Source organism: Calothrix sp. CCY 0018 (assembly GCF_963920925.1).
GTDB lineage: Bacteria > Cyanobacteriota > Cyanobacteriia > Cyanobacteriales > Nostocaceae > Rivularia.
The window spans coordinates 37,036-57,981 of record NZ_CAWUDI010000043.1; the positions used below are offsets into that span (position 1 = coordinate 37,036).

Sequence of the window (20,946 nt, forward strand, 5' to 3'; positions counted from 1 at the left end):
TTAATTTTTGAGATTCTTACGTTCATCATCTACTATAAGTTGAGCGGCCAATAAACTCAGGTTTTCAGTAATTACAAGGTCTTCAGTTAAGCCTGTAAATATTTCTGTGTCTGCGGATATAGAGTCAATAGAGATAATATCTTCGTTCAAACCCAGCCAAATCTTGAGTGTTTCAACATTATCATAATCAATTTTATCGCTCATACCCAAGCCAGTAATTTGGTTACTATTAACTATGGCTGTATTGCTTTGGGTATCTCCCGAATCATCAATATTTAAAACATCATTTCCGTTATCACCAGAAATACTCAACGGTGCGTATATATTATCCATTTTTTGGTTAATATCGCCGATATTCGCGATATCATCATCAACACCAAGCTGGACTTTAGTTTCACCGTAAGTTTTTTCTACGTTCACCGTATCGCTACCAGCATTAGTATTAACGGATGTTGTTTGCTGATGAGTACTTGCGATGCTGAGAATATCGTTTCCGGAACCCAAACCAATGTTTAAATCTTCAAAGTTTCCGTAATCAATTTCCCCATTCATTCCCAAACCAGTAATCAAGGTGTCGTAGACGATAGCTGTATTATCTTCGGTGTCCCCGGAATCATCTACATTCAGCGTATCGCTACCGATTCCACCAGAAATAATCAAAGGTGCGTTTATTTGATCAACTTTTTGCTTGGCATTGCTGACATTAACTATATCGTCACCATCTCCTAGTTTGACGGTGGTTTCGCTATCGATTTTTTCGACGTTAACTACATCGTCACCTTTACCTGTAGTTATGTAGCTGATTTCTGGGTGAGTACCGTTGATTGTAATGTTATCGCTACCGGAACCAAATTGAACGCTCATGTCCTCGAAGCTACCGTAATCAATTTCACCCGTCATTCCCATACCAGTAATTAAGGTGTCGTAAATAGTAGCTGTGTTATTTTCAGTATCTCCCGAATCATCAACTTCGAGCATATCAAAACCAGAACCACCCGAAACAATTAACGCTGCGGAGATATCTTCGAGTTTTTGGTTGATATTTCCAGCACTGAGAATATCATCACCGATTCCTAATTTAACGCTGGTTTCACCGGATATATTTTCTACGTAAACCGCATCGTTACCGATACCTGTATTGATGTTGGTATTTTGCTGATGAGTGCTTTCGACGCTAACAATATCGCTACCGGAACCAAGATTGATATCTAGGTTTTCAAAATTACCGTAGTCAATTTCACCGTTCATTCCCAACCCGGTAATTAAGGTGTCGTAGACGATAGCTGTATTATCTTCAGTGTCTCCGGAATCATCTACATTCAAGTTGTCGTAACCCAACCCACCGGAAACTATTAACGCTGTGGAAATATCTTCAAGTTTTTGGTTAATATTACCGACATTTAAGTTATCGTCACCGATTCCTAATTTAACGCTGGTTTCACCGGAAATATTTTCGACGTTTACCGTATCGCTACCCGCACCCGTAGCAATATAAGTTAATTCTTCGTGGGTAGTTTCGACGCTGAGAATATCGTTACCAGAACCCAATAATACATCTAGATTTTCAAAGTCTTGGTAATCAATTTCCCCATTCATTCCCAAACCAACAATTTCAGAAGCGTTAACAATTGCGGTGTTGTCTTGAGTATCTCCCGAATCGTCAATAATTATTGCATCGCTACCTATACCACCAGTAACAGTCAAGGTTTCGGAGATATTATCAACAACTTGGTCAAAATCGCCGATGTAAATCATATCATCATCGCTACCTAAATCAATTGCGGTTTCGGCTGCAATACTTCCCACATCCACTGTATCGTAGCCAATACCCATGCTAATAGTGGTTGCTTGTTGGTGAGTGCTATCAATGCTTAGGATATCGCTACCGGAACCGAATTTAATATCGAGATTTTCAAAGCTTCCGTAATCGATTTCCCCATTCATTCCCAAACCAGTTAGTAAGGTATGGTAGAGAATTGCTGTATTATCTTCGCTATCCCCAGAATCATCAACATTAAGTTTATCTTTACCGCTACCACCAGAAACGATTAAAGCAGCAGCAATATTATCAGTTGTTTGATTGCGATCGCGAACATTTATTGTGTCGTCGTCAGCACCAAGTTTAACTATTGTTTCACCCACAATGGTTTCTACATTAGCAATATCTTTACCCGTTCCGGTGGATATGTAGCTGATTCCTTGATGGGTACTTTCCACATTCATAATGTCGTCACCGGAACCGAAAAGTATATCGATCATTTCCAGTTCGCTGTAGTCAATACCCGCTAACATATCCAAACCCCTAATACTATCGCTAGTTAAGGTAGCGCTAGAGTTCTCGGTATCTCCGGTGTCGTTAACTATCAGGTAATCTTCGTCTTCTCCGCCTTGGATTGTCAGTAAAGCAGCAATACTATCTACGGTGTTGCTATCGTTGGCGATTTCGATAATATCATTACCAGCACCTGCATTTACCGTGGTATTTGCGTCAATGGTTTTGATAATTATCGTATCGTCTCCCTCTTGGGTACCAATTTGGGTAACTCCTAAAGTTTTTTCCAAGGTTAAATTATCGTTACCAAGTCCAGTATTGAAGTTGAGCGGACCAGTAAAATCATTAACCAAGTTAATGTTATCCGCACCAGAACCCATTTGGACATCAATTTGCTTCATGTTTTGGTATGTGAAGCGGTTGTCGAGTCCTAAACCAATAATATTGTTTTCATTTATGGTGACGGTTTCGCTACGGTTTTCGGTTTCTTCTGCAATATCAACGGTTAATTGATTGTTACCTAAACCAGCATCTACAGTTATTTGCTGGGTAAAGCTGGTGTCTTTAACTGTAAATTTGTCGTCACCTTCACCCAGTCGAACTTCAAGGGCTTGGAAGTTGGTATATTCTAAATTACCCGTACCAATAAATCCTGTAATTGTACCGTTATCGAGTACCAAATCAAAGGCTTCTGTATTTTCGGTGTAGTCCATCAAGATGGTATTTTGACCGCTACCGGAATTCACGTTGATCTCAGCGGTGATATCAGAAGCAATATTGAGTAAGTTGTTACCCGAACCCAAGTTAATATTAATTTCTTCCACCTTGAGGTAAGTAATATCTCCAGTCATTCCTGCTAAACCGGAGATTCTATCAACCGTTACCTTGAGTTCGTTGTTGAATGAGTTACCGCTATGTTCGATATTTAATATATCGTAATCATCGCTGGTATCAATATCTATCGAACCAGCAATGCTGTCAAGGGTTTTGTTTTTGTCACCCAAATTGATAATATCGTTACCCTTTTGCGACCTAATTACTGTAGTGAGAATACCAGTTGCTAAGTAGCTGATGATATTACCGTCAATATTTATGGTATCTGTATCGTCACTACTATTAATCTTCAAACCAGTAGTTTTTAAATTACCGCTCAAGGTAATAGTACTACCAACCTCTAAATCCTGGTTATTAAAGTCACCTTGGATAATGATTTCACCTACGGTTTCAACCGAAACACCGACCGCAATGGTGATATTATCGCCAGAATTGAGAGTTATATTGCCGCTGAGGGTTGTAATATTAGCGTTAATCGTCAAATCGTCGCCAACATCAGCCGAATCACCCGATTGTAAACGAATGCGTCCATTAGCAGATACATCACCCGATATAGTGAGCGGGCTATGGGTTTCTACTTGAACACCACCGCCAGCATTTATACTATCTACGCTCAATCCGCCGTAGTTACTAAAGTTAACTCCACTACCCGCATTTGCTGTGAGATTCTTGACTGAAGTTTCCAGCAATACGCTATCAGTACCGATACCTTTAGTTGTCGTGACAGTTAATTTTTCACCGCTCAAATCAACCACACCATCGTTACTACTATCAGCACTGTAGATTTGTGCAGTTGTAATAGTAATGTCTCCACCAACTTCTACCTTACCGATTGTCATATCGGCATTTTCATCAACGGTAGAAATTGTCAAGTTACCTTGGAGAACTGAAACATCACTTAACTTAATTGAATCAGCTTCGTTAATAATAATATCGCCTTGATCGACAATCGCTGCTGTGAGTTCTTCAACATCCGTCTTAATATTAATATTGCTAAAGGCTGTAAGTTCTAAACCGGAAGCTTTGAGAATAACGTCTTGTTCGGTAATTTGATTATTAACAATTACCTTTTGTTTTCCGGTAGTAATTCTACCACCGACAAAATTACCTTGAGCATCAAAGTAACCATTAGAAGATATTTTTAGGTTTCCTGTAACTGTAGGTGCAGCGGTAAGCTCAATACTGTCACCAGTAGAGATTTCGACATTTTCACCTTTAATATCCTTAAGGCTAATATTACCCAAATCCCGTTGTGCTTTCAAAGTAATTGAATCAGCCAACATTGGGAAACCTTCACGTTCTTTGTTTGCGTTTTGCAGGATTCCCGACGGAGTTACTAACTGGATACCACCTGCTAATTCCTCAATCATTTTGGCTTGTAAATTCAAGGATTGATAGTTATTAACCGCAGTAAAGTTAATTTGTACGTCTTGGTACTGTGGATTTTGAGCAACGAATTTGTTGAAATCGGATTCGTTTGAGTAAACTACTTTGTAACCAACAGTGACATCATTTCCATTTGCATCTTCCTCAGTTTCATTTGGATTTATAACTGTGTAAGCATACAATCCTTGGTCATTTTGACGAGTGTAAACGGTAATATTATCAGGAATTACATTTACATTTTCACGGCCACCGTTTTTACCTAAATCGGAACCTTCAATATAGTATTCGCGATTATTGTTATCAGTAAAGATGTAACGACCGCTAATTTCTTCTAATGCTTGGTAGCTGAGAGTATTGAGTACTGGTGCTAATTTCAAACTTTCAATCTCAGCAGCAGTTAAAGCTATTAATTCACTTCCAGATTCGCGATAAACTGTTGTACCTTCAGCTAATTCTGCTGTATCTAAATAATAAGTTTGCTTGCTATTAACATCCCGGTAGCGATAGTAGCCAACATATTCACCTTCAACGACTTGATTACCTCTTGCTACCAAGTTGACTTTATCGAGAGGAATAGGATTGCCATTTGCATCGGTAAAGGATTTAAAGGTTTCTGGGGAGATAATAATGCTACCGGAACCTAACTCTAAAGTTAAATCTTGAGTCTTGATTTGAGGTAATTTTACTGAACCTTGAATAATACCTGTTTTACCGTAAGCAAGTTCGAGATATTTGGCTTCTAAGGTAATATCATCATCAATGTTAATTTGCTGCGTCGCTCGTAATTTTAACGTATTGCTCTTGAGTAATTTATCGCTGGGGTTAGTAATAGAAGTAGTGACAATAATATTACCAGTCTTACTTATCAGTTCGATACTACCGTTGCTTGCAGATTCTATTCTGGTATTCGCGATTAAGTCACCGGAAGTAATAACTTTTACGTTACCTTCTATAGCAATCAAGTCACCTAATACAAGAGTATTAGCGTCTTTTTCGCTGATTCTTTCAATTAAGATATCACCAGTCTTAGCAATAGCGGATAGTCCGATGGTTTCTTGTGAAGTTTCAAAATTAACGGTTTTTCCGGAATTGCTGGTGATTTTCTTCGCTATCACATCAGCTTTGCGATCGTTAGATTCAATCCCAACAATTGCACCATTCACAGAAGTCAGATTAACTTGACTGTAGCCAATTAAGTTACCTTTATCGTCATACTTGCTGTACAAACCAGCACTAATTACCCCGATGCTCATATCTTCACCGGAGGTAATGTTGAAGGTGCGCGGTTGAGTGGTAATCAATTTAATTAGATTTGCATTCAGCTTACCCATTGTATTCAGCGTCAAGTTACCGTCATTAATTTCCGCAGTAGAAATATCAAGGTTATCTGCAACGTTATCAATTGTCACATCTCCCACACCACCAGCAGATAACTTGAGGTTGCTGACTTGGGTATAAAGGTCAAGATTACCGTTCACCGTGGTGATATTTAGACTTGCTGACTCAATTCGATTGTTATTATTTGTGGTAATTCTGTCAGCGGATAAAGTCATTAAATTTCCTGCTGAGAGAGCATTTGCTGCATCTAAATCGAGTGTTAAAGAACCGATAGTTTGTAGAGCAAGGTTGTTTGCAGCTTTTACTCTGTCAACGGTAATATTACCCGCAGTCACTACATTAATATCATTGCCAGCAGTTTGGGTAGCGACGTTTTGTAAGCGAATATTGCTAATCGAATTGATATTTATGTTGCCGTTATTATTGGTAACGGTGGCTAAAATATCGCTGGTTGATTTCTGAGTAACGGTGAGGTCAATATTACCTGCGTTGGTATTGCTGACATTTAGATTTGTGGCTTTCAAATTAGCGCTGATACCCGATTGTGCTGTTAAGTTGAGCGTATCAGCTGCGATCAACCCATGTTTGATTTCGCTGTTATCGAATCTATAGTTGTTAATGCTTCCAACAGATGCGGTTGCGGTGAGGGTTCCAGTAGTTAACCAAGCGGAAGGTAGATTAATATCACCGCTATTTGTACCTGCTGTGATGTTTATATTACCGTTGACACCAGTTTGCAGGTAACTTAACTCATTACCAGTAATGTTACCATTTCCACCAAGACCAGCATTAGCGACTATTCCGTTACCTACACTAACTAAACCTGTAATATTCAGGTCATTTCCTGCATTGAATTTTACTTGAGTACCGGATGTTGCTGCTGTACCAGCATTAATTGCACCTGCAAAGTTGATATCACCAGTAGCGGAAGTACTTGTCAGGTTAACTTGTCCGTTATTGCTATTAGCTAATAATTCGCTGGAGTCAAGAACGTTAATGCTGCTACCCATGATGTTGAGTTTGTTTTGGGTAGAAATTAAAGATGGTGCGGCTAAAGTATCGCTGGAATTGCTTCCTTCGGGGAGTTTTCCTTTAATATTGACTTCGCTCAAACTGGTGATATTAATATTACCGTTCGTTCCGCTAGACTCAAGTTTACCAGTGATGCTGATTTCATTAGCCGCATCGATGATAATACCGTTAGTAGCGCTAATTGAGTTACCACCGAATTCACCGAAAGCTTTCTGCTCACCTGAAGTGAGTCGTTCCGTTACCCAGATAGTTTGGTCTTCGGTGATATTTTCCGTGCGGAATTTATTTTCAGTTCTGACGCTGACATCCTTAACTTGAATTTCGCGAGTTTCGTAGCGGGGACGACCGTCATATATATCTTGTTCTTGGCTTACCCATTGGTAGGATAATTGTAGGCGTTTGTCGTAGATGGGTTTATATCGAGAAGTCCAGTGGTATTGATAGTCCTTCCAGTCTTGGTAAATATCTTTGGTTAGTTTTTTACGTCCTTCAACAAGTGCGCTAATATCATCGCCACTAATACCATAGTCGTGATATCTACTTGTTGATATAACCTCAGTATATTCACTTTGCCATTTATTTAAGTTAGAGTAATTTAACTCAACATCGGGATAACCACCTTCACCTCTCAAACGGTCATTTTTGTTACCAAAAGCTTCGTTAAGAGCGTACTTATCGCCATTAGAAAGTATTCTCCAACCCCATTGAGGTACGTTATTATCGCTACTATACTCTCCTAGAGAAGAACCATTATCATCATCTTTCCAAAAACCACCAAGTTTAATCCAATCACCCCAATACTTGAAGGAGAATGATAATTGATTGCTTCTAGTACTTGAAGAGTTTTGACTGAAGGATGATGTGTTATCTCTTAATGTCGTTACATATTGGTTGTAAGCTGTAATGTGGTTGGTGTAACGACCGTTTTGATAAAGAGCATCTACTGGATTTGATGTTCTGTTGCCGCTATTCCACTCAGGATTTATGCCTAAATTGACAGTGTTACGCTCATTTACATCAAAGAATCTTGTACCAGTATTGTTTACGTAGTTTGCATCCCAATAAGCTTCTCCATCTTCTTGAGGGTTCTCAGGGTTATTATAGCCACCTGGATAGCCATCATTCGGATAATAATAATTTGATGCTTTTTGAGTATAGTTGACATCCGCTACATCCCAGTAGTAACCTACATATTCACCAGTCGGAGAAGAAACGCTATCTTTACCTTGAGTTATCCACTGATGTAAGGGGTTATGGCTATTAGCTACAAGCTCCTTAAAGTTATTCTTGTTATTGTCATTTAATAATTTCGCTTCACCTTGAGAAACGGTTCTGAGTATTGCTGCTAAATCGGCAGAAATACCAATTGGGGTACGAATATATTTATCGTTCCAACCATCTACCCCAATATTGATAATATTAGTGGCAATATTATTAGGATTAGCAGCTATATCGTAGGAATTGTAGAAACCATTTTCTGCACTTAACTTATAATCGCTTCCACCAATGAATTCCTTACGATAACTTACTCCATTGACGGAATCCATTTCATAAGATTCGTCAGTTTCACCTAAGTTCCAATAAACCAAGTTAGAAGTCGGATTCCCGTTGATTGTCTTTTCAACTTTGGCATTGCTGAAACCAAAATCGAATAGTTTGTAGTAACCCAAACGTTCCAGAACTACATTTTTCTGTTCGTCATTCAATTCATTGAAGCTGTGATTGATATCCGCAATATCAGTTTCAACTTGAATTCCTTGAGCATTGGTATAAGCCCATTTATTGCTGGTTCCGTATTTACTAGTTGACCAATTGGTAATATCAGAAGTCGCATAATCAACTTTATTAACAAACCATTCTCGTTCGGTATTTGTGGTGGGATTCCAATAACTATCTTGACTGAGATTCACGTCCATTGTGAAGAACTCGTTACCCACCTTAACTTGGTCAACTCCTACTTGTTCGGTAACGGTAGTTTTTATCCAGTTAACTACTTCAACTTCAATTGTTCCATCAGCAACCTGCTTGGTTCCGGTGACGACGGGAACGGTAATTGCTTTTTGATTAATAAATGGTATCGCTATACCTTTGGTTCCTTCACCTAAAGCAGAATCAGCGTCAATCGTAACTTTACCACCAGCTAGAAGAGTCGCGGTATCTTTGGCTGTTAAACTACCAGCACCGTTAATAATAATATCACCACCGTTGAGTTGAGAACGAGTGATATTACCTCTTAAAGTAGTTAAATCCCAATTAGAATCAATACCGGCTCGAATATTGAGATTACCGTCTGCTGTAACTAAACCATTTACCGTAGCAGAACTAACTACATTAATTCCAATATCCCCACTGTTGGAATTTTGTAAATAACCTTGTACCCATAGAGAACCAGCAACTACTTCTATATCTTTGTGGGAATCAACTAAAGCACGGGTTAGAGGTGATTTACTCTTGGCAATAATTACTTCACCAGTACCGTGAATTTGAATGCTCGGCTCATTGGTTGGGGCGCTACCACCGTAGGTTTGAATTAAAGCATTGTTGGGACGTATTGAGTTGAGACGTTCGGTTTCTTGGTAATCGAGTAGATAGAGATTGTTACCTTTGATAATTACCTGACTCCGCGCTCCAATCGCATTATCAATAAACACATCTCCCGCGTTATTCTCACTAATTATGGTGATTTTTTCCGCATTTACACCATTACCGTTAAAGGGAGAAATTTGACCGCTTAAGACAATACCAGCTTCAGCCGAGATATTAATATTGCCACCGAATGCAGTTTCTAAGGTACCACCACTAACACGAGTGAGATTATTTACATTTTCCGAACTGGAAACAGGTGCAGCACCTACAGTTAATTTGACTCCTTTATCGTCAACATATTCACCTTGATTATTGATGTAGAAACCGGAACTATTAACCAAACGGTTTTGGGAATCGCGGTAGATTAACGGTGTCAGCATCAACCCGTAACCTTGAGCGTTTGTACCACCGTCAAGATTGAGATTATTTTCTGCTTTGATATAACCGTTAATTAACAGTAAACCCGCACTGTCAATGGTAATATCTGAGCCATCGTCATAAGCTTGAATTAAACCATCAATTTCCACTTGTCCTTGAGCGGTAATATTAATCTTGCTATCGCTGGTATCTGCAAAAATTAATTCACCAGTTTCTGCAAACCTTGCTGTTGCGTCGCTCTTGATTGAACTTAAGTCGTTGATCGATAAATCCAGTTCGTTTGCACCACCAGCCACATTCATATTGACATTACCAGTTGCCCAAGCAGAACCACCGCGAGTCACCATTTTACCGTCTTCGACACCAGCACCACCAAAAGTAATAACATCCGTAGCGTTGAGATTAACGTTAGCAGCTTTACCAGTCCAACTTACGGTATTTTCCTGAAGAGATGCACCAGCTAAAAGCGAACCAGTAATATTAATCTCGTCACCGCTGACGTTAACCGTGCTGTTATCTGCACTGCTGAGGATGCGGACACCGGAACCAATATCAACTTTACTACCGCTAACCGTAACGTTGCTAACAGCAGCTAAATCTAAACCTTGTTGTTGATATTTCCCGTTTTCGTCTAATATTGTACGACCAAATTTAATTGTTCCACCAGCATTGGTTTGACTGATATTGAGAACTTCTCCCGCACCTTGAACCAGGATTTGACCCTTATAAGCTTCAATACTGTTACCAGCTTCAATCTTGACAGTACCTTGGCTGCGGATTTCAGTTTGTAAAGTTGCTTTGTTAGTCGCTGCAATTAAGACTTCTACCGTATTTTCGTCCCCGTCACTTTGAGTATGTCGTAATACACCTTCAATGCTGACGTTTTTACCCGTCATAGTCACATCAGCATCAGTAATAATTCTTCCAGAAGTTTTCGCTAAGGTTAAATTTCCTTCGGTTGCAGCAATATTAATGTTGGTCATTCCAACACGAGCTTCGCCAATAGTGCTGTCAATTATCACATCATTCAAACCAGTAATATTAACTAAATGTGCATCAATCTTACTGGTACCAAAGGTTTTAACGCTGGTTTGATTTTCTACTATTTCTTTACCCGCACTGATACGAACTTCATCGTTTGCAGTCAAGCTACCGTGTAGCTCAAGGGTATTTTCAGCACTTAAGATAATATCCGAACCAATACCACCGGCAATAATATCACCTTTAACAGTACCGAAAGTTCCTACTTTCATTTCAATGGAACCGTCGCGGGTTTCTAATAAACCAGTAGAATCAAGTTCAATATCAATACCGTCAGGAGATGTACCGCTATTTAGGTTAATTGCTTTGTAACCTAATACCTTACCAGCAATATAAAGCTTACCATTTGGTCCTTCTGGTGCGCCGATAGTAACTACAGAACCGATTTGGTCAGCTTTGATAGTGTAAGGCAAAGTGGAAGTCAAATCGCTGGTAAGATTTGTGAAACCTAACTTATCGGCATTATTTGAACCATCTTTAAACAAGGTAATTTCGTAGGAACTGGTCAACATTAAACGACCTTCGCGGACTTTTACCTCCATATCAGAATCGTTAAAACCACTGTAGGTGCTACCTACAGAAGTAATATTTGCATCTTGAGTACTGACAACCTTCCAAGTTGCTTCTTTGATAACCTTATCTAAGTCAGCAATTAACTCAGCGACTTGAGTATTATCAGCAGTAACACTTGCAGGGAGGGTAACATCAGCTTCAATGACAAAATCAACTTTATTGAGACGTAGTTTTAAAGTCACATCTTTGCTGACTACACCTGTTGCTAATTCGTAGAATCCTGCGGCTTCAATTTCATTCGTATGTGCTGGGGCTAAAATATCAATTCTTCCCGGAGCATTTAAGTTAATTTGGCTATTTTCGCGCCAAGTTGAAATCTGGGTTGAGCCATAAAGCACCATACCTTTACCAGAATGGTTAACTCCTTCCTCTTCGGGGTCAATTCCGCCAATCAAGTCAATTTGTTTACCAGCGCGGAGAGTTTGACCGATTCTGACTTGATGCTCTGCGGTAATTTTGATAGTTGATTCACCACCAAAATCTTTCACATAGCGACCCATGTAGGAGCCTTTACTATCTCTAACCGTGGTAACTTCCCCACCTGGAGCTAATAAACCTTGAACATCAGCATCTTGAGCAGCGTTAATTTCAATCGAACCATTGGCAGCATGGGTAACTAATTCACTGGCTGCTTGGATGTATGCACCAGTACCGGAACTATGCGCTCCACCACTAACTTGAATGCGGTTATTGGCGAATAAGTAACCACCAGTTTCAATGGCTTCACCTTGTTTATTTACCGTCTTACCACCAATAAAGGCTTGACCTTCAGATTTAATCTTAATTTCACCGTAATTACCAGACCAGTCAACGGTTTGAGATATCAAATTACCGTCTTTATCAAATTCCTGGAGTAATTTACCACCAGATACTAAAGTACCCATCATCTGCATATTTCCGGCGTTATTCGTAGAAATTAAACCACCAGAACCATCGGAAGTTAAACCCATCGCGGTTGCACCACCCGCAGTTGTTACCAACAAGCCAATTTCGTTATCATCTGCACCCGCCTTACCGCCGTTCATGGTTACAGATTTCGATGCGAGCAAACCTGTATCTAAGAACAATTGCTGACCTGCGGTAACGGTAACGGTAGAATCATTCCCAGCCCAGGTTACGCCAGTTTCGCCAATGGTACCACCAGCAACCACCGCACCCAAAATATCAACGTCTTGGGCACCTTTAATATCGATGCTACTACCTGCTTGCTTAGTGTTAATTCTCGCCGTACCGTGAACGTAAACGCTGGAACCTTTTGTATTAGCTTTATTGGTGCTGTTACCTTCAGTATCGTAACCACCCAGAATACTAATGTTGTCTTTAACGTTTAAGAAACCTTCTATATAAGCCCAAGTAGGAGTACTAATTTTGAGGTCGGAATTATTGCCAAGAACGTCGATATTACCGCGAATAATTATGTCATCTTCAGCAACTAATTCTAAAGTTGTGTCATCCGCCAAACTGGTTAACGTACCAGTAATGAGCATTGCGAATTGGTCTTCTTGAATCGCAGTTAAGTAGTGATCGTTTCCTTTTGCATCTTGAGGTAACTTACTAAAGTAATCGTCATAGTAATTATTTAAAGGTGAACCAGCACTCAATTTCATTTCATCGCTGCTAGTTACAGTACCTTTGATTACCAACTCGTGGGGAGAAATAATCGTTACGTCCGCACCTTCACCTGTTTTAACTGCGGTGGGTTTACCGTCAATATCGTCAAAACGAGCGCCAGCGGTGACTGCTCCACCACTCTCCACAGTAACCACTTGACCAGCAGTAATCCAAATATTACCTCGATCTTCACGAGCAGCAACTACACCACCTTCCATGATTGTGGTTGTGGTATCAGCCGCTATCTTACTACCCGAATTAATCCCTTTAGCTTCCACTAAACCAGCAATCTTGATGCTACTACTGGCTTTAATATCAACTAAACCATTACTTTCAAGGACAGTAATATCGCTACCAATATCCGTTTTTAAGCTATTAACACCATCTTCGTAGTTAATTAAAGCCTTATTACCCGTACTACCTTGAACGTTAATATTGACATTTTCAGTACCGCGCAACCAACCACTGACCACCATTTGCTCGCTGATATTCATCGTCAAGTTCGCAGCAGTAATCCCAGAATCTGGCTTACCTTCGGGGTTGTGGAAGTTTTGGGAGTTAACTTGTACGGTACGCGCTTCGACTGTGAAAATTTCACCCGGTGCGCGAACGTCACCTCTAATATCTAAACGATCGCTTTTGATAATACTCGTATTACGGAACTCCGGCTGATATGATTCTGGGTTGCGTGGTGTTTCAACCATCTTGCCAGTAGTACCGTATATCACGTCCCCAACGGTCATCTCGTTACCAGCATCGGTACGACCAATAGTTACGGTGTCAAAATCTCCAGCAATAGCTGCTAAGTCAAGACTGGAAAGTTCCATCACGTTGGAATTATCAATACCCACATCATTCAAATCTTGACCCGCAGAATTTTCCGCAGCCGAACCCAAAACGTAGTTCCAAGCGAGTTGATTGGCTTGGATAGTAAGGTTTCCTATACCGTTAACTTGATTCGCGCCGCTACGGAAATTAATATCGTCTGCGGTTAAGGTGATATTCGCATTTTCGGTTCGTCCGGTAATACTGCCACTTGCTAAGTTGAGTAGAGAATCCTTAGCTAAGAGATTTATTGAAGCGTTACCATTGCCAGCAGCTACAGCATAGGTGTCATCCCCATCTGTAATTAAACCGCGCCAATCATCCGATAGTTGAGAAACCCACTGATTTTCCTGCATCCAAATCGGTGTGACGCTAACTTGAGGTAAGGTTAATCCCCGATTAACTACCGTTGCTGTTTTCTCTAAGTTAGTCAGTTTTAAACTATCTGCTTCCTGGATAACAATATCACCTTTACCGTGGAGCGATGTTGCCGCAGTTAACGTTCCCACTTCCGTCAAAATTGCCGCGCTATCACTACCAATGCCGTTTTTAGCTTTGAGCATCAAGTGAGCGTCACTACCAATAATCCGCGAGGCATTAGTATTAATAATTGCTCCATCTGCGGATACCATACGTACCCAACCGCTGCCTTTACCGTCTTCGCTCTTACCTGTAGAAACTTTGATATCGGCTGCAATATTGATATTCGACTTATCGCCGTAGGTACGTAAATCTACATAACCGCTTTCTACTGCGTTTAACACCCGAACAACATTAATATCCTCGATACTTTCAACAATAATTGCATCGGAGTTAATTTGGCTTTGGAAGTCAATTTCATTCGCAACAACCCGAACGTCAGTAGTGTTATTTCGGGATATACCGTTATTATCGGTATTGTTCAGCGTTATCTTACCGCCAAAATCAAGAATATCTGTACCAACTACCTTACCCGCACGACCTATAAGCGTCAGTCGGTCTAAACCACTGGTATAGTTAAGAACTTCTCGACCATTAGCTAGTTGGTTCTCATTGAGCGCGATCGCGTCTTTCATTGTTTGTTCGGCGATTACCTCGTCAAAGTCACCAGCGGTATCGTTGAGGTTAATAATGCCGTTTTCCCCGGAACCTGTAGCACGAGCCAACCGGACAAAGTAGGTATCATTACCACCTTTATCGTCGATGTAGATTTCGCGATCGCCAAAATCGGTAATGTTTACTAAGTCATTACCACCACCCATAACCAGACGGTTGAAGCTGAGATTGCCCTTAATTTCGTTTTCAGCTCCTTGGGTAACTGCAAAGCCACGAGCGTTGACGGCAGCAGTGAGTTGTTTTGTAGCCAGAGAGAAATCTAAAGTATTGTTGCCTTCACTATCGTTGATTCGATCGAGTCCGAAGTCATCCTCAAATAGGTAAGTATCATCACCTTCACCACCAGAAATATTATCAATACCAATACCACCGCGCAGCGTATCATTGGCAATACTACCAACTAATTTATCTCTACCAGCATCTCCCATCAAGGTTGCTCCCTTGAAGTTGCGGTATTTATCAAACTTGGAATCTTTAGTATCGAGCAGCCAGGAAACTGATGCATCGAGCAAGTCATCGCCGTCACCACCCGCAGCTATACCACCGCCAGTACCCAGGAGAATTGTATCTTTTCCGGCACCACCAGTAATTTCTACACCGATATCAAATAAGCGAGTCGCATCAAAAATATCATCACCTTCACCACCGTCAGCAACAACTTTAGTTACCCCTGTAAATTCCTGGTAATAATCTTCAAATTCCACGTAAACTTTGTCTCCTTCACCGTACAAAGTAAAGGTTTCGCTTCTATCGGTCTTATCACCGTATTTCCGTTCACCTGCTCGACTACCGCTATTGAGGTACAAAACACCATTTTCAACTTTACCCAAGTGAGGCTGTACGTTAGGTGCGTTGTACTCCAAAGTTAGTAAATCGGGTTCATCAATCAAAGCGACATCTAAAATCCGCTCTTTACTTACAAGCAGATTCGCGTCAACAAAGGCATTTATTAACAAACCTATCTGAGTATTAACGTTTGCCAAGTTTTTGAAGCCCCCAGCTTGCCCATCTTTGTTGGGGTCGTAGCTCCACATTGTAGCGATTTCGGAAGGATGAATTTTACCGTCGCTTTCCCAGATTTGATTGGTAACAAACCCTAGCTCGTCTTTAGTTAGCGTGGGTTTGGAAATATCTTGTAAATCGACACCCATCTTGGCTTTGATGCTACCACCAAGACCTGCTTCGAGAGGGAACAATGCTAAAGCCGCTTCTAAACCTAAAGAAGCTTCAAAGGTAAACTCATCTTTTTCTTGGGGTTTTACACCTTTTTGAGTGGGGATAGTAAAGTCAGTAATGAAGAAACCGTCAAAAGCATCAAGGGGATTCTTAGATTTAATTGCTTTTTGGATGCCAGAAGTATCGTAGCCAAAGCCCAAGTCAGCCTTTGCGGAAAAACTACCTATAGCCGAAACATTTACAGTAACTGGAGTTGGTACTAGAGGTATTACTGCTAGGAGCGCATTAAAGTCAGCAGCAAATTCAAGTAAAGGCAGTTCGTAGGTAAATAATGTTGCGCTTCCCCCAGTTAAAAGATTCTTCCAATTAGAAATATCTTTGATATATGGCATAATCTGGAATCCAGAACGGGGAGTTGTCTTTCTTCCAGAACTCTTGTTTACGGAACCAGCTTGACGGGTATTTGCTTGGAGGAATTTATCTACTTCGGTTGATTGTGGAGCATTTTCAGCAGCAAGGGTTTGGACATTATTTGTTCCCAATCCCATAATGTCACCCAATGGGAACCAATCACCCGGTTTCAAATCGGCAATTTTCTCTACTAATCCCAGCATTTGCTTGGCTTCGTTAACAAAACTCCAATCAATGGGTTTGCGTCCCTTAATCTCCATAATTAGGTTGATTAATCCCATTAGGTTGGGGCTGTCAGGGATTATCAAATCTAAACCGTCTACTTCTTTACTCAAGACATCGATCAGCGGTTCCATTGGCTTGAGGACATCGCGGACTTGCTCGGCTATTGGTGTGAGGAAGTCGCTGACAAAGCTGCCCATATCGATACGCATATCCCGCAAACCGAAACTAGGAGCTTCCATCTTCTGACCAAGCTTCCAACTCCAATCAAACTCTAAGTCGGCACCAATTCTTGGTAATCCCTTCGCACCATCTAATCCCAAAGTCATTCCCAGGTCTAACTTGGTATCTACCCCAAAGCTGACACCGAACAAGTCTTTAGCACGACCCGATAACAAGCGTCCTATCGACATCCGACCGCGTTCGTCTCCCTTGAGGTCAAGGGATAATCCACCGTATACACCGCTTGCTTTACCGTTAGGGTTGTTGTCCTCGATGTTGGCTTTCAAGAACAGCAATTTACCTTCACCTTTGAAAGGAGTAATTTCGGGGTCTTTGGGGCTACCGTCTAAGTAAGCTTTGATATCTAAGCTGAGTTCGCTACCATCATTCGTAGCGAGATAGAAACTATCCTGCAAACTAAAACCAAAGCCAAAGTCAAACTTCCAGCCGATATCTAATGCAAAACCACCATCTATATCAAGGCTGAAACCAGGAATACTGAAGTCGAGCGGCAAGTCAAAACCAGTACCCAGTAGATTTTGACCCAAATCCATATCAAATTGAATTGCGTCTGCTCCACCAGGTAATTCACCACCTACCGACCAGTTTTGCATCAAATTGCCTAGCTTGTCATACCAGCCAACCATGACATCATTAATAGATATACTGCCGTCTTTATTGGTGTCGAGCAGAATATTCAATTTATCGGGACCGAGAACGTCGTATAAAGTTTCGCGAATAAACTCGATTGCTTTACCGTTACCGCTCAATTTCTTACGCAAATCACTCAAAAGACCCAAACGCATATCGCGTAAGAAAGAAGCTGCATCACCCAATTTATCCCCTACTAACGGGATATCCTGAGCCAAATTAGACTCTAGTACCTCCTCCAAAGTACCGACTGCAATATCAACGCTATCAAGAATAAATGATGGGTCGTTAATTAATCCCAATAGCGAGAATTTTCCGCCAAGTTCCTCAAATTTACCGCGAATATCTGGGTACTTCATAATCAGCGGATCTTGTTTCCCCTTATCCGCAGAATTCGCCAAGTGTTTGAATAACTGTACTAAACCTTGGTCGCCATAAACCGGATTTGTCTTGACTTCAAAGGTACCAATACTGGTATCAAAACCAGCTAATTCCATCCTTAACGGTAAATTGACATCAAAACCACCATTAACTTTAACTTGGAAGTTATCCTTAAAGGATTCCTTACCAATGTAGAATAATCCATCATCAGGGGTTGAACCGGCTTTTTGGTCAATTGCTACTAATAAACCAGCGTAATCCTTAGTATCAAGCTTACCGTCGCCATCAAGTACAATTGTACCGTTATTGATTCCGAGATTAATTGGGCCAGCTTTGAAATTTAAATCGAGTTTGCTTCCTTCAACACGGGCACCGATTTGAGCGCGAGTACCTTTACCAGTTGTTTTGTCGTAATCCCGTAAGAAAATCTTCGCATCACCTTTGAGGAGACTATCAAGGTTAATACCAATATCAAAATTGAGTTCGGCAATTGCTTCTAAAGTTAAATTACCACCACCTGCGAGGTCTGCAAAAGAATCGATTGCATCCAACGCTGCTGCACCAACATTACCTGATAGTTTCTTGAAGGTGTTTAAATCAAGGTTGAAGTCAAATTTATCTGAGAAAATCGCTTGCCAATTAAAGCCAATATCTAAATTACCGTTTGACAGACCCAAGGAGAACTTATCATCTCCAATACCCAAAGCCGATTCGATTGCAGTTTCAACTTCCTGAAGCATACCAGCCGGATTTGCTGCTACTGATTCCAACTGCGCTGTTAAATCATCAAGGAAATCAAAGGTTTCGCTTAAGGAAGTATTGATAACTGGAATTGGAGTATTATAAAATACCTCATCTTCTAAAGATTCCTGCATGAAATCAATACCTGCTCTGACACCAGCAAGCACAGTTTCAAAACTGAGATTCTTGAGGCTGAGTAAATCGGATACATCGGGCATAACCACGACGATACCTTCATTTTTAACCTTTCCCTCATTAATTGCTTTTTGTAAGTCGAATTGTTCAGTAACTGACTGAGTAACCGTTTGAATTGGACTGTTGACCTTGCTTAACTTAGGTACGTAAACTGACAATTCGGCATTATCCGAGATAGAAATATCGCCGAAACCACCGTTAACAGATAATCCCTTGAGTTTCGCATGAGCATCACCATCAAGATTGAAGTAGAAAGAATCGAACAAGTCACCGCCGAGTAAATCGCTGAAGCTAAACCGGCGATCGCCAGGAGTAACTGCATTCAAATCGCGGTCTAATCCGGTAGAAACTGTTGCAGCCATCCGTACTCCGGAACCCGTACCTTCTCCCCCTGCTGTCAAACCAACAAAGCCCAGTTGCGCGTTAACTTCTAAATCTTGAACTTCTAAACTTGCTCTACCGTTGAGTTCAACGTTATCAACAAATAATTTGACACCTTTATCCGAAGCTGTACCAAAGTTGATAACCAAATCCATGCGTCCATCAACATCGGCTTTGATTGATGTTTTGGCATCAGTAGAAAGCGATGCGATATCACCCAAATCAATTCCCAAATTAAGCGCTTGGTCTTTGAGTAACGCTAATTCCTTCTTGAAATTAAACGGAATTATAATCTCATTCTTAATTGGGTCGTAGGTCAAAGGTACGTTTAACGGTAGGATACCGGAGTTATTAATCGCAACAATTAACTCCTGATAAGTACGTAGAAGTTGACGACGCTCGTGAACTACGAAATCCTTGTCAGTTAAACTAACATCAGTTGCACCATCTAGTACAAGAGTTGTAGCATTCTCAACCGATGTCACCCGGTAGGAAACACCATCAATAGTTACAACGTTACCTGTTAATTTTTCTGCAAAATTAGCACCCGATACAGTTAACTTACCTTCAGAAATTGCAGCATTAGTACCCGAAAGTAAATCAACTCGCGGACGATAGAAATCAATTTTGTCTAGAACATTTTCGTTAATAGCACTAGCAAAATCAAGCACTCCACCAAGGGAAAGGTCTACAAACGGAATTTCCGTTTGCATGATGTCATATTCGCGGTATTCTTCAGCCCAACCTATCAAGTCCTTGAACATTACCAGCACATCACCAACTCCAAAGTTCTTGAAGTTGACGAGCTTATCAAAGTTTTCGTGGCTGAATTTAACACCGTCACCACCGAATAACTCACCCTTGAGGAATGCTTTAGCATTACCAGCTTCCCCAGATAAATCGTTACCCGCTAGAGTTGCGTAAACGGGGAGAACAACATCAATATTATTGTTGCTAATATCAACATTGAATTCCCCATTTACATAGGAGATATTACCACCAAGGTTGAGATTTGCCTGACCTTTCTCCTTACCAGGTTCATCAGAACCGATAGTTAAACCAACCGGGCCAAAATATGCACCCAGGACTATATCATTTGCTGCTGCATTCGCGTTGAAAGATAATTTATTCAGGTCAAAATCGGAAGTAAAGTCTTTCCAGTCAAAGCTGAGGTCGAAATCAATTCCTAAATCAACATCAAGTTCAAGATTTACATCACCTTCTAATTCCAACCCAAACGAATACGCTTCTTGGTCGAGGGATAAGCCAATATTACGTTTGAACTGATTGTCGGAAGCATAGGAAAGCGAAAAGCCAGTTTCTCCAATGACAAAATCAAGACCTTCAGCAATTGGTAGAGTTGGCAACCATTCGGTTCGTAAATGCGAGATCAACCCTTGTAGAGTTTGTTGAGTATTTGAATCTACATTATCAATGGGTGAAACGTAACCTTTGAGGGAATCACCAAGGGAGAGATAAGTACTGATACCTAAAATATTGTCGATAGTTGCATCCGTACCCGGTAATGATTTAGAAAGCAGACTTTCGGAAAGTAACTTCCCTTCATCATTGTATTCAGGTACTAAACTAGCTTT

General features: G+C 40.7%; 1 protein-coding gene (only partly in view). It reads right to left on the reverse strand.

Translation table 11 applies throughout. From position 1 onward, the window contains the following. On the reverse strand, positions 1–20,946 hold the 3' portion of the coding sequence (locus ACM03V_RS26185) for a hypothetical protein (RefSeq protein ID WP_414623732.1). 8,691 nt of this gene lie beyond the right edge of the window; the window shows 20,946 of its 29,637 coding nt (coding positions 8,692–29,637); the start codon falls outside the window, past its right edge; its stop codon occupies positions 1–3.